This window comes from Shimwellia blattae DSM 4481 = NBRC 105725 (genome assembly GCF_000262305.1).
In the GTDB taxonomy this organism is placed as follows: Bacteria; Pseudomonadota; Gammaproteobacteria; order Enterobacterales; family Enterobacteriaceae; genus Shimwellia; species Shimwellia blattae.
Genome location: NC_017910.1, coordinates 4,096,431 through 4,114,686, shown reverse-complemented (window position 1 = coordinate 4,114,686; position 18,256 = coordinate 4,096,431). Strand labels below are relative to the sequence as shown.

General features: G+C 56.8%; 16 protein-coding genes. 9 read left to right on the top strand and 7 right to left on the bottom strand.

Annotated elements, in window-relative coordinates; translation table 11 throughout:
• Positions 1 to 460: 460 nt before the first annotated feature.
• From rsmG to asnC, 4 genes are all read right to left on the bottom strand, one after another.
• The gene (rsmG, locus tag EBL_RS19240; protein WP_002443656.1) at positions 461 to 1,084 is read right to left on the bottom strand and encodes a 16S rRNA (guanine(527)-N(7))-methyltransferase RsmG; all 624 of its coding nucleotides are present in this window, start codon (positions 1,082 to 1,084) and stop codon (positions 461 to 463) included.
• A 57-nt stretch (positions 1,085 to 1,141) separates the two neighbouring features.
• Positions 1,142 to 3,031, bottom strand: a complete 1,890-nt coding sequence (gene mnmG, locus EBL_RS19235) for a tRNA uridine-5-carboxymethylaminomethyl(34) synthesis enzyme MnmG (RefSeq protein ID WP_002443654.1) — start codon at positions 3,029 to 3,031, stop codon at positions 1,142 to 1,144.
• A 371-nt stretch (positions 3,032 to 3,402) separates the two neighbouring features.
• Positions 3,403 to 3,852, bottom strand: coding sequence for an FMN-binding protein MioC (gene mioC, locus EBL_RS19230; RefSeq protein WP_002443652.1), 450 nt, complete (start codon positions 3,850 to 3,852; stop codon positions 3,403 to 3,405).
• Between the two features lie 89 nt (positions 3,853 to 3,941).
• Complete coding sequence (gene asnC, locus EBL_RS19225; RefSeq protein WP_002443649.1) at positions 3,942 to 4,400, bottom strand: transcriptional regulator AsnC; 459 nt, start codon at positions 4,398 to 4,400, stop codon at positions 3,942 to 3,944.
• 151 nt (positions 4,401 to 4,551) lie between these two features.
• On the opposite strand from asnC, the gene asnA reads away from it, so the two are divergent.
• On the top strand, positions 4,552 to 5,544 hold the full coding sequence (gene asnA, locus EBL_RS19220; protein ID WP_002443648.1) for an aspartate--ammonia ligase: 993 nt from the start codon (positions 4,552 to 4,554) through the stop codon (positions 5,542 to 5,544).
• Here the strand turns inward: asnA and EBL_RS19215 are convergent, their stop codons facing one another.
• On the bottom strand, positions 5,545 to 6,465 hold the full coding sequence (locus EBL_RS19215) for a LysR family transcriptional regulator (protein WP_002443646.1): 921 nt from the start codon (positions 6,463 to 6,465) through the stop codon (positions 5,545 to 5,547).
• A 97-nt stretch (positions 6,466 to 6,562) separates the two neighbouring features.
• Between EBL_RS19215 and EBL_RS19210 the strand changes: the two genes are divergently transcribed.
• From EBL_RS19210 to EBL_RS19200, 3 genes are read left to right on the top strand one after another with little or no spacing between them, the layout of a single operon-like run.
• Positions 6,563 to 6,898, top strand: a complete 336-nt coding sequence (locus EBL_RS19210) for a hypothetical protein (protein WP_002443644.1) — start codon at positions 6,563 to 6,565, stop codon at positions 6,896 to 6,898.
• Between the two features lie 12 nt (positions 6,899 to 6,910).
• On the top strand, positions 6,911 to 7,876 hold the full coding sequence (locus tag EBL_RS19205) for an alpha/beta hydrolase (RefSeq protein ID WP_002443642.1): 966 nt from the start codon (positions 6,911 to 6,913) through the stop codon (positions 7,874 to 7,876).
• A 1-nt stretch (position 7,877) separates the two neighbouring features.
• Positions 7,878 to 9,158, top strand: a complete 1,281-nt coding sequence (locus EBL_RS19200; protein ID WP_002443641.1) for a CitMHS family transporter — start codon at positions 7,878 to 7,880, stop codon at positions 9,156 to 9,158.
• Positions 9,159 to 9,163: 5 nt separating this feature from the next.
• Here EBL_RS19200 and viaA read toward each other — a convergent pair whose 3' ends face one another.
• Positions 9,164 to 10,615: an ATPase RavA stimulator ViaA gene (gene viaA / locus EBL_RS19195; RefSeq protein ID WP_002443639.1), complete on the bottom strand. Its 1,452-nt coding sequence runs from the start codon at positions 10,613 to 10,615 to the stop codon at positions 9,164 to 9,166.
• Positions 10,609 to 12,111, bottom strand: coding sequence for an ATPase RavA (gene ravA, locus EBL_RS19190; protein WP_002443638.1), 1,503 nt, complete (start codon positions 12,109 to 12,111; stop codon positions 10,609 to 10,611). The genes viaA and ravA overlap by 7 nt, the downstream gene beginning before the upstream one ends.
• A 220-nt stretch (positions 12,112 to 12,331) precedes the next feature.
• Between ravA and kup the strand changes: the two genes are divergently transcribed.
• The 5 genes from kup (at position 12,332) to rbsB (ending at position 18,190) form a co-directional block, all read left to right on the top strand.
• Positions 12,332 to 14,200, top strand: a complete 1,869-nt coding sequence (kup, locus tag EBL_RS19185; RefSeq protein WP_002443636.1) for a low affinity potassium transporter Kup — start codon at positions 12,332 to 12,334, stop codon at positions 14,198 to 14,200.
• Positions 14,201 to 14,370: 170 nt separating this feature from the next.
• A complete protein-coding gene (rbsD, locus tag EBL_RS19180; RefSeq protein WP_002443635.1) occupies positions 14,371 to 14,790 on the top strand; it encodes a D-ribose pyranase in 420 nt (139 codons plus the stop codon).
• 7 nt (positions 14,791 to 14,797) lie between these two features.
• A complete protein-coding gene (rbsA, locus tag EBL_RS19175) occupies positions 14,798 to 16,312 on the top strand; it encodes a ribose ABC transporter ATP-binding protein RbsA (protein WP_002443633.1) in 1,515 nt (504 codons plus the stop codon).
• The gene (gene rbsC / locus EBL_RS19170; RefSeq protein ID WP_002443632.1) at positions 16,309 to 17,274 is read left to right on the top strand and encodes a ribose ABC transporter permease; all 966 of its coding nucleotides are present in this window, start codon (positions 16,309 to 16,311) and stop codon (positions 17,272 to 17,274) included. The genes rbsA and rbsC overlap by 4 nt, the downstream gene beginning before the upstream one ends.
• 28 nt (positions 17,275 to 17,302) lie before the next feature.
• Complete coding sequence (rbsB, locus tag EBL_RS19165) at positions 17,303 to 18,190, top strand: ribose ABC transporter substrate-binding protein RbsB (protein WP_002443631.1); 888 nt, start codon at positions 17,303 to 17,305, stop codon at positions 18,188 to 18,190.
• The last annotated feature ends 66 nt before the right edge of the window (positions 18,191 to 18,256 follow it).

Genomic DNA, 18,256 nt, shown 5'->3' with positions numbered 1-18,256 from the left:
TTTACAGAGCCGGTTTTTTTCATTTTTTGCAAAAATAGAAACCAGCCGTCAATTTATGCAAAAAAGCAAAAATAGTACCTATAAAAGCGTGCACCCGATCACATATTAAGCATTTACATTGCGTTTTAACTTACCGGAAATAGCTATTTATCCAACCTACCGTACTGATTACTAAGATAAAAAACAGCGACTCTTTTTAAAAGACTGCCAAACAACTGAGGCACAAGCCATTGACTTATCGCGATAGTTTTTAACATTAACTGAAAATCACCGGGAATAACCATCAGCAGACTGATATTTTCAGGGATAACAAGCCCAAAATATTGACCTTTTGAGTGTCGTTAACAAATATCGTCACCATGGTTAAAATCCGGTTATTTATGTCCACGTGTAACCAGATCTTCCACCACTGTTTTTAACGATTCAGAAACAGGGATTTTTCCACTTTTTTTGATAAATATTAATTTTTTTTAGGCTGAATTATCACCAGATGGCGCTCACCGTCCAGACGCGGGACCTGCAGACGCACCACTTTTTCAAGCGTAAACGCCGGGTCCAGGGTGTTCAGCTCATCAACCGGCTCGACACCTTTGAGGGCATAAAAGCGCCCGTGCTCACCGGTCAGGTGGTGGCACCAGCTAAGCATATCGGTCAGCGAGGCAAACGCGCGGCTGATTACCCCGTCAAACGGCGGCTCTGCCGGGAACGCCTCCACCCGGGACTGTACCGGCGTAATATTGTCGAGCTTCAGCTCATGCTGAACCTGGCGCAGGAAGCGTACCCGTTTGCCCAGGCTGTCTAACAGGGTGAAATGGCTCTCCGGGCGCACGATAGCCAGCGGGATCCCCGGCAGGCCAGGGCCGGTGCCCACATCAATAAAGCGCTCCCCTTCCAGAAACGGCGCCACCACAATGCTGTCCATAATATGGCGCACCAGCATCTCTTTCGGGTCACGGACAGAGGTGAGGTTGTAGGCTTTATTCCACTTGTTGAGCATGTCCACATAGCCAACCAGCTGCTGTTTTTGGTGATCAGACAGCGTAATGCCCGCGTCGCTCAGTAAACGGTTTAATTCATTCAGCACGTTGAGATATCCATAAAAAAGGGGCCGGTAATGACCGGCCCGCGTAATGTTGACGCATCAGGCACTGCGGCGCAATAGCCCCTGTTTTTTCAGCCACACCAGCAGAATCGAAATCGCCGCCGGGGTGACCCCGGAAATCCGCGATGCCTGGCCGATAGACGCCGGTTTATGATCGTTGAGCTTGGCGATCACCTCGTTGGAGAGACCAGACACCTGGCGGTAATCCAGAGTGGCGGGCAGCAGGGTGCTCTCGTTACGCTGCTGCTTTTCGATCTCATCCTGCTGGCGGGCGATGTAGCCTTCATACTTCACCTGGATCTCAACCTGTTCAGCCGCCGGTTTATCATCCAGCGCCGGGGCAAACGGGCTCAGCGAGGTCAGTTTTTCGTACGTCATTTCCGGGCGGCGCAGCAGATCTTCCCCGCTGGCTTCCCGGGACAGCGGCGACGCCAGCTGCGCATTCACTTCTGCTGCTGCGTCTGCGTTCGGGTTTACCCAGGTCTCTTTCAGGCGCTGGCGCTCGCGTTCGATATTGTCCATCTTCTGGTTAAATGCCGCCCAGCGCGCATCGTCCACCAGGCCCATTTCGCGGCCCACCTCGGTCAGGCGCATGTCGGCGTTATCTTCACGCAGCATCAGGCGGTACTCCGCCCGGGAGGTAAACATACGGTAGGGCTCTTTGGTCCCCAGGGTGCACAGGTCATCCACCAGCACACCAAGGTAAGCCTGATCCCGGCGTGGTGCCCAGCCGTCTTTGTCGGCAGACAGGCGCCCGGCGTTCAGCCCGGCCAGCATCCCCTGGGCGGCGGCTTCTTCGTAGCCGGTGGTGCCGTTGATCTGCCCGGCGAAGAACAGCCCCTGAATGTATTTGCTCTCCAGGGTCGGTTTCAAATCGCGCGGATCGAAGAAATCATACTCAATGGCATAACCCGGGCGGACGATTCTGGCGTTTTCCATGCCCTGCATGGAGCGCACAATCTGCATCTGCACATCAAACGGCAGGCTGGTGGAGATGCCGTTCGGGTAAATTTCATGGCTGGTCAGCCCTTCCGGCTCAAGGAAGATCTGGTGCGCGTTGCGATCGGCAAAACGCATCACTTTGTCTTCGATAGACGGGCAGTAACGTGGCCCGACCCCTTCGATCACCCCGGCATACATCGGGCTGCGATCAAGGTTATTGCGAATCACCTCATGGGTGCGTTCGTTGGTATGGGTGACATAGCACGGAACCTGCTGAGGGTGCTGGCTGGCAGATCCCATAAACGAGAACACCGGCACCGGGTTATCCCCGTGCTGCTGAGCGAGAACGCTGAAATCGATGGTGCGCCCGTCAATACGCGGCGGGGTCCCGGTTTTCAGGCGGCCGACGCGCAGGGGTAACTCCCGCAGGCGGCGGGATAACGGCACTGACGGCGGATCCCCGGCACGGCCACCGCTGTAGTTATCAAGCCCGATATGGATCTTACCGTCCAGGAAGGTCCCGACGGTCAGCACCACCGCTTTTGCACGGAACTTCAGCCCCATCTGGGTAACGGCGCCAACGACACGATCGTTTTCCACAATCAGATCGTCAACCGCCTGCTGGAAGATCATCAGGTTAGGCTGGTTTTCCAGCGCCATGCGCACAGCCTGTTTGTACAGCACCCGATCGGCCTGTGCACGGGTAGCCCGGACAGCCGGGCCTTTGCTGGCGTTTAGTATCCTGAACTGGATACCGGCCTGGTCGATGGCGCGGGCCATCAGCCCACCTAAGGCGTCCACTTCCTTCACCAGATGTCCCTTACCAATACCGCCGATAGCCGGGTTACAGGACATGTGCCCGAGCGTGTCGATATTGTGTGTCAGAAGAAGGGTCTGTTGACCCATGCGGGCTGCGGCCATAGCGGCTTCAGTACCTGCATGACCCCCGCCAATCACGATGACGTCAAAAGGATCCGGATAAAACATGGTTAACTGCCTCGCGGTGTTGCGAATGTGGGTGGGTTGTCCCGGGGCGGGAATTCTACTCAACTTTAGTCGACGGAGAAAGTCTCAGGATCGTCGCTGATAAAAAGAAGATCTTTTTATTTAAAGATCTGTTCTATTGTGATCTCTTATTAGGATCGGCCTGTCTTGTGGGTAACCCGGATCCGGCATTTAAGATCAATCTGTTAGGGAGGATCGTTTGCTGTGAAAGATCGGTGATCCTGGCCAGTATAAGCTGGGATCAATCTGGGGACTTATACACAGGGCAAAAAGCGTACAAGGGTTATTCTTTGGATAACTACCGCTTGATCAGCGGTTCTTAAGCCTGTTATCCACAGAAAAAGGATCGATCTTTACAAATCTTTCAGTAAATTCTTCCAGGATCCGAGCCATATTTCCGCCGGATCCTCCGGAATCTCATGATCAAGCACGTTGATCCGCAGCATATCGCCAACTCGCCGGGCACCACATGAGGCCAGTAACGCATCAAACTTTTCGATGGCACCGCAGAAGGTGTCGTACTCCCGGCTGCCAATACCGATTGCCCCGTAACGTACCTGGCTCAGATCTGGCTGCTGGCTGGCTATCTCATCATATAAAGGCTGGATATTGTCCGGCAGATCGCCCGCACCGTGGGTAGAGGTGACAATCAGCCAGATCCCGCTTTGCGCCAGCGCATCAAGATGCGGCCCGTGCAGGGTTTCGGTTGAGATGTCTGATGCCTCCAGCAGTTCGGCCAGGTGCTCTGCGACATATTCGGCGCTCCCGAGGGTGCTGCCGCTTATCAGGGTGATATCCGCCATGATGATCCCGTCAGTGAATTCGCCGCGTATTGTACGCTGTGAATGGCCCGGGATCTACCTGTGGATAATATGGGTATTAAAAATAGTGTTCAGGGGCGGATAGTACGCATGATCGGGTTCTGCAGGGAGATCAGCGTTTCCGTGGACTGAATTTCATCAATGGTCTGGATCTTGTTGATAAGTACCTGTTGCAGGGCATCGATGGAGCGGCACATCACCTTAATAAAGATGCTGTAGTGGCCGGTGGTGTAGTAGGCCTCGGTAACCTCTTCCAGGCTTTCCAGCCGGGCAAGGGCGGAGGGATAGTCCTTCGCGCTCTTGAGAATAATGCCGATAAAACAGCAGACGTCATAACCGAGCTGTTTCGGGCTGACATCGATCCGGGCGCCGGTAATGATGCCCGCCTGTTTCATTTTCTCTACCCGCACGTGAATGGTCCCCGGGCTGACGCTAAATTGCTTGGCCAGTTCGGCGTAAGGGGTGCGGGCATTGGCCATCAGCGCCTCAAGGATGCCGCGGTCCAGATTGTCGATCTGATAATTTTCCATAGGTTTTGCTTATGAAGATTGATGATTACCATTATTTTAGCGGTAAATTTTGATGAATCAAAAGTCATGTGGCTATTTTATTAGATGAATATTGAATAGTGGTGCGGTTTTGTTGCTTAATCAGTGTCAACAGAGCACAGGAGTAATCACCATGAAATCCGCTTACATCGCCAGACAGCAACAAATCAGTTTTGTGAAATCACACTTTTCCCGTCAGCTGGAACAGCGCCTGGGGTTAATTGAAGTCCAGGCTCCTATCCTCAGCCGGGTGGGTGATGGCACACAGGACAACTTGTCTGGCTGTGAAAAAGCGGTTCAGGTACAGGTAAAAGCGCTGCCCGAGTCCCGCTTTGAAGTGGTGCACTCTCTGGCGAAGTGGAAACGCCAGACTCTGGGCCAGCATGATTTCAGCGCCGGGGAAGGGATCTACACCCATATGAAAGCGCTGCGCCCGGACGAAGATCGCCTGTCGCCGATCCACTCGGTATATGTGGACCAGTGGGACTGGGAAAGGGTAATGGGGGATGGTGAGCGCACTATCAGCACACTGAAAACCACCGTAGAAGCCATCTGGGCCGCCATTAAGGCCACGGAAGCTGCGGTGAGTGAAAGTTATGGTCTGGCACCGTTCCTGCCAGACCAGATCCACTTTGTACACAGTGAGACCCTGTTAACCCGCTACCCGGGCCTGGATGCCAAAGGGCGCGAACGCGCCATTACCCGGGAGCTGGGCGCGGTATTCCTGATAGGGATCGGCGGTAAGCTCTCTGACGGCCAGCGCCACGATGTGCGCGCGCCGGACTACGACGACTGGAGCACCCCGTCTGAAGCCGGTTTTAACGGCCTGAACGGCGATATTCTGGTCTGGAACCCGGTGCTGGAAGACGCGTTTGAGATCTCCTCAATGGGGATCCGGGTCGACAGCGCAACGCTGAAGCGCCAGCTGGCGATGACCGGTGACGAAGACCGTCTGGCCCTGGAGTGGCACCAGGCGTTGCTGGGCGGGGAGATGCCGCAAACTATCGGTGGCGGTATTGGCCAGTCGCGCCTGACTATGCTGCTGCTCCAGCTGTCACATATCGGCCAGGTGCAGTGTGGCGTATGGGCCCAGCCTGCCCGGGAAAGCGTCTGCGATCTTCTGTAATTATGTTGCCGCGGGCAGCGTTAAGAGCTGTTCGCGCAGTAACTGCCATAACAACTGCTCCCCCCGGGAAAGCTCGCTCTCCCGGCGGCGGATCAGCGCAATAGTGCGCTCTATACAGGGCTCCCTTAGCGGGACACTGCAAATCCCCCATTCCGCACAGGTTGCCAGCGCCAGGCGCGGCATCACCACCACACTGTTTTTACAGCGCAATAATCCCAGAATAGACGCCAGATGTTCGACCTCGTCGAACCACGGGGCGCTGATGCCCAGCGCAAGTAACTGTTCATCTATCTGGCGCCGGTTGGCGCTGCTCTGGCGGAGCCCCACCAGCGGCCAGCCTGCACCCGATATCTGATATAACTCACGCCAGGTAATATACGGGCGCTGGCTCCAGGGGTGTTCCACTGGCAGCGCCAGCACATAGGGATCGGCTAACAGGGGCTCGGCATAAATATCCGCGCCGGGGTGGCAAAGGGTTGCCAGCCCGAACCCGGCCCTGCCGCTCGCCACCTGCTGCTGCACCCGCAGGCCGGTATCATCGAATAAATCTATCCGGATATCCGGGTGATACTGGCGAAAGCGCCGCAGTGCATCCGGAAAGACCGCCATGGCGGCGCTACTGATACAGGCCACGGCCAGGGTCCCGCTTCCCTGCCAGGCCACCTGCTGCACGCAGTTATCCAGCGCCTGCAGGAGCGGCAGCGCCTGTTCCCGCAGCCGTTGCCCGGCGCTGGTTAACAGTACCGATCGGGTGGTGCGGGAAAAAAGCGACACCTCAAGTACCGCCTCCAGGCTTGCAATACGGCGGCTCAGCGCCGACGGCGACAGTGACAGGCTGTGTGCGGCGCGCTGAAAGCTGCCGTGGCGCGCCACTTCGAAGAATGCCCGCAGCTCATTAACATCATAATTTTTGTGTTTCATGCATTAATGGTGCGAAATTTTGCGATTTTAAATAATGACCACACTCTCTACAGTGGGTTTCCGGTTGACTATTTTTTGTACCACCGAGGAGCCGCCTGTGCCAGTCATAACACTGTTTGTTTCCCCTTCGTTACGCCACCGGCTCTCGCCGGAATGTTGCCAGACCCTGATAACCCCGTGCCGGGATCTGTGTATCCATATGCTGAAGGCTGATCCTGAGCATATCCAGATCCAGCTACTGGAGGCGCTGGTGCCGCCCGCAGGGTGCCCGGTTTATGTCGAGGTCCGTTACCGGCAGCGGGCCGATCGCACCGCCCGGGTGATGGCGGATTTTATGTCCGGCATTGATAGGGCTATCCGCGAGTGCTGCGCGGTCACGGCGCGTATTCGCTGCTTCCCGCAGCCTGAAGACGCGCTGTATGCGCGTAACTGACCGGAGGTCATCATGAATCTGCAGGCCATTTGTAGTTTTTTTGTCTCCGGGCAGAACATCACCCTGAGCCAGCAGCCCCGGGTCCGTCAGCGGCTGGCCCTGGGGGCCACACCGCGCGACATAGATATGAACGGCGATATCGCCAGCGGGCAGATGTATGTGCAGGGGTTCATTCAGCAGCATCCGGTAAGCCCCGTTCCGCTGGTGCTATGGCACGGGGGCGGCATGACCGGTGTTAACTGGGAAACCACCCCGGACGGCCGCCCGGGGTGGTTACAGTGGCTGCTGGATGAAGGCTGGAATGTGTATGTGTGCGACGCGGTAGAGCGCGGGCGCGCATCCTGGAGCCCCTACCCGGAAGTCTGGCCACAGGCGCCGTTATTTCGCACTAAAAACGAGGCGTGGCAGATGTTCCGCATCGGACCGGCTGCCGGGTATCACTCTGATCCTGGCCGCCGGGTGGCATTTTCCAACAGCCGTTTCCCGCAGGCATCGTTCGATGATTTTGCCTGCCAGTGGGTGCCGCGCTGGAGCGGGAATGAGGCGATTACCCTGCGGGCCTACCACGCCCTGCTGGATAAGATTGGCCCCTGTATTGTCATCGGCCACAGCCAGGGGGGCGGTTTTGCTCTGGATATTGCCCGGCAGCGGCCCCGGGATGTGCTGGCGGTTGTGGCGCTGGAGCCCTCTGGCGCACCGGACACGCACCCCCGGGAGGCGAGCTATCCGCCTCATCTGGCATTGTGGGGGGATGGTTTTCAACAGCATGTGCGCTGGCAGCGCTACCGCCAGCGGGTGGAGATCTATTTTAACTGGCTGCGTGCCGGGGGCACCCGGGTTGATGAAATCGATCTTCCCGCCCTGGGGATTTATGGCAACTCACATTTTTTAATGCTGGATGATAACGCGCAACACCTGCTGAGCAGGGTGACCGAGTGGCTGACATCGCTGGCGTGTATCCAGGCCGCGAGGGGGTAATATGCTGAGCATTATTGCCGTTGTCACTGTGCTGCTGTGCGTTATCCTGCTGATGAGCGGGCGCATGTCTCCGGTGGTTACGCTGATCCTGCTACCGGTGATAGCGGCGCTGGTGGCGGGGTTTTCCCCCTCAGACATTCACGGTTTTATCCGCCAGGGGATCCTGACGCTGGCGCCGGTCGTGGTGCTGTTTATCTGCGCCATTCTCTACTTCAGCATCATGAGCGCTCAGGGGCTATTTACCCCCGCAGTTAATCTGCTGTTGCGCTTTGCCGGTAATAGCCCCGCAAAGGTGATGATGAGCAATGTGCTGATTACCGCGCTGGCCCACCTTGACGGGGCCGGGGCGACCACTTACCTGATCACGGTTACGGCATTTTTACCGGTATACCGCCGCCTGGGGATCAGCCTGAAATACCTGATGCTGCTGACCGGGTGCAGTGCCGGGATTATGAACCTGCTGCCCTGGACCGCCCCGGTACTGCGGGCCGCCAGCGTAGTGCAGATGGATCCTGTCCAGCTGTGGAAGCCCCTGTGGCCGGTGCAGATTTTCGGCCTGGTGTGCTGCCTGGGGGTGGCGTGGCTGCTGGGGCGGCGTTACCGGGGGCTGCCGGTAGTGGCACCGGAAAGTGAGCCCCGGGCGGCCCCTGCCCGGCATGTGGTGCGCTGGCGCTACGGGTGTAATGCGCTGCTTACCCTGGTGATGGTTATCCTGCTGGTGGCGAGTGGTTTACCCGGGCAGCTGATTTTTATGGTGGCGCTGGCACTGGCGCTGGCGATTAACTACCCGGATGCAAAAACCCAGCTTGAGAGTGTGCGCCAGCATGCTGGTGAGGCGCTTTTACTGGCGACGGTGCTGTTCAGTGCCGCAGTTTTTCTGGGGATCCTGACCGGGAGCGGTATGCTGGCACAGGTCACGGAGCAGGCTATCGCCCTGTTACCGGCGTTACTCTCCCGCTATCTCTACCTGCTGCTGGGGTTCTTTGCCTTGCCGCTGGGGATGATGTTTGGCGCAGATCCCTGGTATTTCGGTATTTTACCGGTCGTCTCCGCCATTGGAGAGGCCCACGGTATCGACCCGGCTTTTGTGGCCCGGGCCATGATGCTGGGAGAGAATGTCGGCTTTTCTGTCAGCCCGATGGTAGGCAGCGCATGGCTGCTGGCCAGCCTGGCCGGTGTTGATCTTGGCCAGCATATCCGCTACGCGTTACTGACTATCTGGGCGATTGCGTTGCTGATGCTGGGGATGGCGGTACTGACGGGGGCGATTGGTTTACCCTGACAGGGCTAACGCCGCCAGCGTCTTACCAGGCGCTGGCTTAACCCTGTGTCAAAATGCCAGATATAATCGAATATCTGCATAATGCCGGGTTTGCCGTGCCGGGACATGGCCAGGGCATGAAAGCGGTGCTGATGCTGGATCTGCATCTGGTGGATGGTGGTGATAAGCCCGTCCGGCAGGCGCTGGGCGATAAAATCTGAGATAACAACCGCATCTGCCTCTTCCCAGCCGCCATTGTTCATCTTTGCGGTTATCTCCTGCAGGCAGCTTGCCAGATCGGTGCCGCCGCGAAAGCGCTGACCAATAAAGCGCAGCGCCTGCTCAATACCGTCCCGGGCGGTCAGCTCATAGCTGATGACGCCGCTTGAGAACAACATAATAAAGCAGCGCCGGTTTTCACTCAGGGCAACGCGCATCAGGGCCAGGCAAAAGGCTTTGGCACACTTTTCATTAAACCCGCCCATGGAGCCGGAAGTATCAACACAGACAATAAACGGCCCCCTGGGCTGAATATCGGTATCCTGGCGGATAACCGGGCGCAATACGGTCTTCTCCCGCCAGGCATCGCCCTGTAGCCGGTAGGTCAGCAGCTGTTTTTCCGCCAGCCGCCGGTAGAATTCGAACTCCAGCTCGCTTATCCCGAGGGTGGCAAGCTCCGGGGGCAGCAGGCGTAAAATATCGTCGCTCAGGTGCACCCCTTCGACCTGCTCCGGCACCAGGGCGGGCTGGCGCACCAGGGTTCGCCAGCTTTCCAGCGGGGCGTTTTTCTTTGGGATCAGTTTCGCCTGCCGGGAGCGGCCCAGCTGTTCGGCCAGTTTTTTCAGCTCTGGCTGGGTGGCGAGAAAATCCCCGTAGGCGACTATCTGCTGGTACTCGCCGCGCCGGGTAATGGCGCTGCTCATATCCCACAGTTTACCGGTTGCCGCGTCGTCACTTCCCAGGGTGGGATCGAGCTGCCCGGTCAGTGTCAGCCGCTTCATGATCTCCTGCAGCAGCTGTTCCTGCTCATCTTCCAGCAGATTCTGGTTTAAGGCGGTAGCCTGAACAATCAGCGCCAGGCGCCAGCGCTGTAAAAACAGAGTATGCAGCGCGGTACTGAACACGGGGTTCTCGCGCACCAGTTGCTGCGCTTCATGATAAAAAGGGGATTGCAGGGTGTTGAGCTGGGCCAGCAGCTCGGGCAGCTGATGAATAAACTGGGCTTCGGGCATTATCTGGTATTGCTGAAAACAGGCCACTTCCCGGGAAAGGCCGGGGGTGGCCTGGGCCTCCTGGAGGCGGGCTTTAAGCAGCGTGCGCCAGCGCGGAATATCCCGGGTTATCACCTTGCGCAGGCGGGGATTTTTTTCAAAAAACAGCGCCAGTTGCGGTGCGGCGATAATGCCGAGGATCAGCTCTTCTATCAGGCCATTTTCATTAATGGCCAGGATAGCATCCAGGGTTGCCAGACTCAGCATTGCTGGGCCTGACGGATCTGGCTTGCCACGTTCTGCATACTGGCCTCAATACGCCCCAGCCATGATTTTTCAATAAACAGGCAGTTTTGCTGGCTGGTAAACAGGCTGTACTGCTGGCGCCAGTCTGCCAGCAGGGTGTCCAGCTGGTTTTTTATCTCTTCCGGCAGGGCGTTACTGTTATTTACCGTACCCGGCAGTGCCAGGGTGGTGCTCTGCAGGCTGATATCGCGCACGATCAGGTGGTGGGTCGGGTCGATATCCATATCCAGCGGCTGGGGGAAGCCGATACCGTTGAGTTTGCCGCGGATATCGCCGCCTTTTTGCAGCCACTGTTCCAGCTCTGCCCGGGTAAGGGTGAGGTGGTTAACGGTCATATCGTGCAGTAACAGCGGGCGCTGTAATTGCAGGGTCAGCGTCTCGCCGGTGACGCTGTCCGGTAAATCGTAGCGGGTTTTACGGCCAAACATGCCCCCCTTAGGCAGAAGGGTGATGGCGTAGCGATCGTCGTTTTTCTGGCGCAGTTGCTGGTGGTGCTGCTGAATAGTCCCGAGCCTTGCCAGCAGGCTGTTTTGCTGCCAGGCATCCCCGGTCATGAGCTGGACAATCTGCTGTTCAATAGCCAGCAGGGCATCGGTGTCGTGCCACAGGCAGTCTTTAAGCAGAATAAGATCCATAGGGCAAACCCGATCCCGACCACTGAAGAAGGCGCTGGCCTGTAGCAGGCGGATGGCCTTCTTCCAGCGCCGGTCTGAGACATACGGCGTGCCGGTCATGCCGTCCAGTTTTTCACGCAGGGAGAAGATAAGCTCAAAGACATTATCCCCCAGGGGGATAGCATCGATGGCGCTCTGCCAGCCGGTGTACTCTTCATCACTGATTTGCAGCGTGGCGGGAACCGGGTTGGTGCTCTCATTGTGCTGGCTGGTCAGCATGGCCCGGAAATTGTTTTTTTCCTGCACGCGGTTAAGCGACAGGCGGATGAGCATCCGGTCGTAGAGCGCCTCCAGGCTGCTGTCTGCCTCCGGCAGTTCGTTTGATGCGGTCACCAGCAGGCGCATGGGGATCGGCTCTTCGCTGGCGCCGTTGCGAAAGCGGCGTTCGTTTATGGCCGTCAGCAGGGTGTTGAGGATGGCCGGCCCCGCTTTCCAGATCTCATCCAGAAAGACAATTTCGGCCTCCGGCAGGTAGCCTTCGGTGAGGCGCTGATAGCGGCCTTCATCTTTGAGGGCCTGAATCGACAGCGGGCCGAAGACCTCTTCCGGCGTGGAAAAGCGGGTCATCAGGTATTCGAAGGCCCGGGCATTTTTGAAGGCAAATTTGAGCCGCCGGGCAATCAGGCTCTTTGCTATCCCCGGCGGGCCGAGCAAAAACACACTTTCGCCGCTCAGGGCGGCCAGCAGGCAGAGGCGTACCGCATGGTCACGCTCGAATAATCCCTTCTCCAGGGCCTGGCTCAGGCGGGCAATCCGTTCCGCCAGTAGATGTGAATGGGACATACAGCGTCTGAGTCCTTACCTGATTATGCGCGTTCCGAAGGCTGGTATAGTATTATCATTCAGTATGAAGCGTTAAGGAATCAGCGGGGTATATTCCTTTGCGCCAGGTTAAGTCGCTCTCATTTAGGGGTACGATTTTTTACCCGATCGTGCATACTGTGCGCTTTTTGTGGGCCAAGGGACTAAGCACACGATTCTGAATCATAACGAAGATGAGTCTATGAGCACTGATAATAAACAATCGCTGCCGGCAGTTACGCTGGCGGCAATCGGGGTAGTGTATGGTGATATCGGGACCAGCCCCTTATATACCCTCAGAGAGTGTCTTTCTGGTCAGTTCGGTTTTGGTGTTGAGCGTGACGCGGTATTTGGCTTTCTGTCGCTGATATTCTGGTTATTAATCCTGGTCGTTTCGGTGAAGTATCTCTCTTTCGTGATGCGGGCCGATAACGCCGGTGAAGGTGGGATCCTGACGCTGATGTCGCTTGCCGGACGCAACACGTCAGCCAGAACCACCTCGATCCTGGTGATTATGGGGCTGGTGGGCGGCAGCTTCTTTTATGGTGAGGTGGTCATTACCCCGGCCATTTCGGTGATGTCGGCCATTGAAGGGCTGGAGATCGCCGCACCAGCGCTGGATGCCTACATCGTGCCACTGGCGGTGTCGGTACTCACCCTGCTGTTTATTATCCAGAAGCACGGCACCGGTATGGTGGGCAAACTGTTTGCCCCTATTATGCTGACCTGGTTTCTGGTGCTGTCGGTGCTGGGGTTGCGCAGCATTATCGCCAACCCGGAGGTTCTCCAGGCGCTGAACCCTCTATGGGCAGTAAACTTCTTCCTGGAGTACAAAGTCATCTCGTTTGTGGCGCTGGGGGCGGTTGTACTCTCGATTACCGGGGTGGAGGCGCTGTATGCGGATATGGGGCACTTTGGTAAGTTGCCTATTCGTATCGCCTGGTTTGCGGCGGTGCTGCCCGCGCTGGTGCTGAACTACTTCGGCCAGGGGGCATTGCTGCTGAAGAACCCGGAAGCCATCAAAAACCCGTTCTTTTTACTGGCGCCGGACTGGGCGCTGATCCCGCTGCTGGTACTGGCGACACTTGCCACGGTGATTGCCTCTCAGGCGGTGATTTCCGGCGTATTCTCGCTGACCCGGCAGGCGGTGCGCCTGGGGTATCTCTCCCCGATGCGTATTATCCATACCTCGGAGATGGAGTCCGGGCAGATCTACATTCCGTTCATCAACTGGCTGCTGTATGTGGCGGTGGTGATTGTGATTGTTAACTTCGAGCACTCCAGTAATCTGGCGGCGGCTTACGGGATTGCGGTTACCGGCACCATGGTGCTGACCTCTATACTCTCCTGCACGGTGGCCCGGAAAAACTGGCACTGGAATAAATTCCTGGTCCTGTTTATCGGTATGGTCTTCCTGTCTATCGATATCCCGCTGTTTTCGGCAAACGTGGATAAAATCGTCTCCGGTGGCTGGCTGCCCCTGAGCCTGGGCCTGGTGATGTTCATCATTATGACCACCTGGAAAAGCGAGCGCTTCCGCCTGCTGCGCCGGATGCACGAGCACGGTAACTCACTGGAGGCGATGATAGCCTCGCTTGAGAAATCACCGCCGGTGCGGGTGCCGGGAACGGCCGTGTTTATGTCCCGGGCGCTGAATGTGATCCCCTTTGCCCTGTTGCATAACCTCAAGCACAACAAAGTGCTGCATGAGCGGGTGATTTTACTGACCCTGCGCACCGAGGATGCCCCCTACGTGCACAACGTGCGCCGGGTACAGATAGAGCAACTCTCGCCGACCTTCTGGCGGGTGGTGGCCAGCTACGGCTGGCGGGAAACGCCGAATGTTGAAGAGGTGTTCCACCGCTGTGGTCTGGAAGGGCTGAGCTGCCGGATGATGGAAACCTCGTTCTTTATGTCGCACGAGTCGCTGATTATTGGTGACCGGCCGCTCTATCTGCGCCTGCGCGGTAAGCTGTTCTTGCTGTTGCAGCGTAATGCGCTGCGCGCGCCGGACCAGTTTGAAATTCCGCCTAACCGGGTGATTGAGCTGGGGACCCAGGTCGAAATCTGATAATCCTGAAACCCTCCGTAATGGAGGGTTTTTTATTCACTTTATGTCCGGCGTCAGCGAAACGTTTCGATAACGATCACATTTTCACGCATCCCCGCTTGTGAACACTTTTTACCCTCTTCTACACTTTCCGCTAGCGAAACGTTTCGCTAGCGGAGTGAGCAGAGAATATGAAGAAAGGCACTGTACTCAACGCCGAGATTTCCGGCGTGATTTCCCGTCTGGGGCATACGGATACCCTGACCATTGGTGATGCGGGGTTACCGGTTCCGCCGGCAACACAGCGGATCGATATGGCGCTGACCCACGGTGTCCCCTCTTTCCTGGCGGTATTTGATGTGGTGACCAGCGAAATGCAGGTTGAGTCCGCCATTCTGGCCAGTGAAATTCAGCATATGAATCCGCAACTCCACGCTGACGTGCTCAGCCGTATTGAGCAACTGCAACAACACCAGGGCAACACCATAACAATTCACTATCTTCCCCATGAACAGTTTAAGCAGCAAACGGCCACCAGCCGCGCGGTGATCCGCAGCGGGGAGTGCACCCCGTATGCGAACGTTATTCTGTGTGCTGGCGTGACCTTCTGAGATGGTTATGGACGCATTATTACAACTAAAAGGGATCGATAAATCGTTCCCGGGCGTTAAGGCTCTTTCCGGCGCTGCGCTCAATGTCTACCCCGGGCGGGTGATGGCGCTGGTGGGTGAAAACGGCGCCGGTAAATCCACCATGATGAAAGTGCTGACCGGGATTTACACCCGCGATGCAGGTTCACTGCTGTGGCTTGGCAAAGAGACCACCTTCAACGGGCCAAAAGCCTCTCAGGAAGCGGGGATCGGGATTATCCATCAGGAACTTAACCTGATCCCGGAGCTGACAGTGGCGGAAAATATCTTCCTGGGGCGTGAATTTGTCAGCCGCTTTGGGCGTATCGACTGGAAAAAGATGCGTGCCGAAGCCGATAAATTGCTGGCGAAACTTAACTTACGTTTTGACAGCCAGGTACTGGTCGGCTCTCTGTCCATTGGCGACCAGCAAATGGTTGAAATCGCGAAAGTGCTGAGCTTTGAGTCGAAGGTCATCATTATGGATGAACCGACAGACGCACTGACCGACACCGAAACCGACTCTCTGTTTCGGGTGATTCGTGAGCTTAAAGCGCAGGGACGCGGTATTGTTTATATCTCTCACCGTATGAAAGAGATTTTCGAGATCTGCGATGATGTCACCGTATTTCGCGACGGGCAGTTCATTGCCGAGCGTGAAGTGGCAAGCCTTACGGAAGACAGCCTGATCGAAATGATGGTCGGCCGTAAGCTCGAAGATCAGTACCCCCATATTAAACACCAGTCCGGAGAGGTGCGCCTGCGGGTGGATAACCTTTCCGGGCCGGGCGTCCATAACGTGAGCTTTACCCTGCATGCCGGGGAGATCCTCGGGGTTTCCGGGCTGATGGGGGCCGGGCGCACAGAGCTGATGAAAGTGCTGTACGGCGCGCTGCCGCGCACCGGTGGCTATGTGGCGCTGGATGGCCGTGAAGTGGTCACCCGCACCCCGCAGGATGGCCTGGCAAACGGCATTGTGTATATCTCGGAAGACCGTAAGCGCGACGGGCTGGTACTGGGCATGTCAGTAAAAGAGAACATGTCCCTGACCGCGTTGCGCTATTTCTGCCGCGCCGGTGGCGGGCTGAAACACAGCGACGAGCAGCAGGCCGTTCAGGACTATATCCGGCTGTTTAATGTCAAAACCCCTTCTATGGATCAGACCATTGGCCTGTTATCCGGCGGTAACCAGCAGAAAGTGGCGATTGCCCGGGGCTTAATGACCCGCCCGAAAGTGCTTATCCTCGATGAGCCGACCCGCGGTGTGGATGTCGGGGCAAAAAAAGAGATCTATCAGTTAATCAACCAGTTTAAATCAGACGGCCTGAGCATCATTCTGGTTTCCAGCGAAATGCCGGAAGTGCTCGGCATGAGTGACCGGATAATCGTGATGCACGAAGGGCGGCTCGGCGGGGAATTCACCCGCGAGCAGGCCACTCAGGAAGTATTGATGGCCGCAGCCGTCGGCAAGCTAAACCGCGAGAATCAGGAGCAACAAGCATGAGTACCCAGACCGTCCCGAGCCGCCGCTGGTTCACCAAAGCCTGGCTTATGGATCAAAAATCACTGATAGCCCTGCTGGTGCTTATCGCGGTGGTTTCCACTATGAGCCCGAACTTTTTTACCCTTAATAACCTGTTCAATATCCTCCAGCAGACATCCGTAAACGCCATTATGGCGGTGGGCATGACGCTGGTTATTCTGACCTCCGGCATTGATTTGTCTGTCGGGTCGCTCCTGGCGCTGAGCGGCGCGGTGGCGGCATCGATTGTCGGTATCGAAGTGAATGCGCTGGTGGCGGTTGCCGGGGCGCTGGCTGTGGGGGCGGCAGTAGGCGGTATTACCGGGGTGATTGTAGCCAAAGGCAAAGTGCAGGCGTTTATCGCCACCCTGGTGATGATGCTGCTGCTGCGCGGTATCACCATGGTGTACACCAACGGCAGTCCGATAAACACCGGCTTTTCTGATAACGCCGATCTCTTTGGCTGGTTCGGTATCGGCCGCCCGCTGGGGGTTCCTACCCCGGTCTGGCTGATGGCCATTGTGTTCCTGGCGGCCTGGTACATGCTGCACCATACCCGCCTGGGTCGCTACATTTACGCCCTGGGCGGTAACGAGGCGGCAACCCGCCTTTCCGGGATAAGCGTTAACCGCGTAAAAATTATCGTCTACTCCCTGTGCGGGCTGTTGTCTGCCCTGGCCGGGGTTATCGAAGTGGCGCGTTTATCTTCCGCACAGCCTACCGCCGGTACGGGGTATGAGCTGGATGCTATCGCCGCGGTTGTACTGGGCGGCACCAGCCTTGCGGGCGGGAAGGGGCGTATCGTCGGCACGCTTATCGGTGCGCTGATCCTTGGCTTTTTGAATAACGGTCTTAATTTGTTGGGTGTTTCTTCCTATTACCAGATGATCGTCAAAGCGGTGGTGATATTGCTGGCGGTACTGGTAGACAACAAAAAACAGTGATGCATCAACCTTACAGGACATCTGAACTATGAATATGAAAAAACTGGCTACGCTGGTCTCTGCTGTTGCACTGAGTGCCACTGTCAGCGCTAATGCTATGGCAAAAGACACCATCGCGCTGGTGGTTTCCACCCTGAATAACCCGTTCTTTGTCTCTCTGAAGGACGGTGCGCAAAAAGAAGCGAACAAACTGGGCTATAACCTGGTGGTGCTGGACTCCCAGAACAACCCGGCAAAAGAGCTGGCGAACGTTCAGGATCTGACGGTTCGCGGCACCAAACTGATGCTCATCAACCCGACAGATTCCGACGCAGTGGGTAACGCGGTTAAGATGGCAAATCAGGCCAAAATTCCGGTGATTACCCTGGACCGCGTAGCATCTCAGGGAACCGTTGTCAGCCACGTGGCATCTGATAACGTCGCGGGCGGCAAAATGGCCGGTGATTTTATCGCGCAAAAAGCCGGTGAAGGCGCAAGCGTTATTGAACTGTCCGGGATTGCGGGCACCTCCGCTGCCCGTGAGCGCGGCGAAGGGTTCAAACAGGCGGTTGCAGCGCACAAGCTGAATGTGCTTGCCAGCCAGCCGGCAGACTTTGACCGCACCAAAGGGCTCAACGTGATGCAGAACCTGCTGACCGCCCACCCGACAGTAAAAGCGGTATTTGCCCAGAACGATGAAATGGCACTGGGTGCCCTGCGTGCGCTGCAGACCTCCGGTAAGAAAGATGTACTGGTGGTCGGGTTTGACGGCACTGCCGACGGGGTGAAAGCCGTAGAAGGCGGGAAACTGGGTGCGACCGTTGCCCAGCAGCCGGAGCAGATCGGCGTGATTGGTGTGCAGACCGCCGACAAAGTGCTCAAAGGCGAGAAAGTCCCGGCCAGCATTCCGGTTGAGCTGAAACTGGTCACCAAATAAAACATAATCAAAGAAAAGCATGGCTCCGCGCCACCGTCGGGTGGCGCATTTTTACTGGGTAGCGGA

Excerpts from the sequence above, each read along its gene's own strand:
- mnmG (WP_002443654.1), bottom strand. The coding sequence starts at position 3,031 with ATGTTTTATCCGGATCCTTTTGACGTCATCGTGATTGGCGGGGGTCAT.
- mioC (WP_002443652.1), bottom strand. The coding sequence starts at position 3,852 with ATGGCGGATATCACCCTGATAAGCGGCAGCACCCTCGGGAGCGCCGAA.
- asnC (WP_002443649.1), bottom strand. The coding sequence starts at position 4,400 with ATGGAAAATTATCAGATCGACAATCTGGACCGCGGCATCCTTGAGGCG.
- asnA (WP_002443648.1), top strand. The coding sequence starts at position 4,552 with ATGAAATCCGCTTACATCGCCAGACAGCAACAAATCAGTTTTGTGAAA.
- EBL_RS19215 (WP_002443646.1), bottom strand. The coding sequence starts at position 6,465 with ATGAAACACAAAAATTATGATGTTAATGAGCTGCGGGCATTCTTCGAA.
- EBL_RS19205 (WP_002443642.1), top strand. The coding sequence starts at position 6,911 with ATGAATCTGCAGGCCATTTGTAGTTTTTTTGTCTCCGGGCAGAACATC.
- EBL_RS19200 (WP_002443641.1), top strand. The coding sequence starts at position 7,878 with ATGCTGAGCATTATTGCCGTTGTCACTGTGCTGCTGTGCGTTATCCTG.
- viaA (WP_002443639.1), bottom strand. The coding sequence starts at position 10,615 with ATGCTGAGTCTGGCAACCCTGGATGCTATCCTGGCCATTAATGAAAAT.
- ravA (WP_002443638.1), bottom strand. The coding sequence starts at position 12,111 with ATGTCCCATTCACATCTACTGGCGGAACGGATTGCCCGCCTGAGCCAG.
- kup (WP_002443636.1), top strand. The coding sequence starts at position 12,332 with ATGAGCACTGATAATAAACAATCGCTGCCGGCAGTTACGCTGGCGGCA.
- rbsD (WP_002443635.1), top strand. The coding sequence starts at position 14,371 with ATGAAGAAAGGCACTGTACTCAACGCCGAGATTTCCGGCGTGATTTCC.
- rbsA (WP_002443633.1), top strand. The coding sequence starts at position 14,798 with ATGGACGCATTATTACAACTAAAAGGGATCGATAAATCGTTCCCGGGC.
- rbsC (WP_002443632.1), top strand. The coding sequence starts at position 16,309 with ATGAGTACCCAGACCGTCCCGAGCCGCCGCTGGTTCACCAAAGCCTGG.
- rbsB (WP_002443631.1), top strand. The coding sequence starts at position 17,303 with ATGAATATGAAAAAACTGGCTACGCTGGTCTCTGCTGTTGCACTGAGT.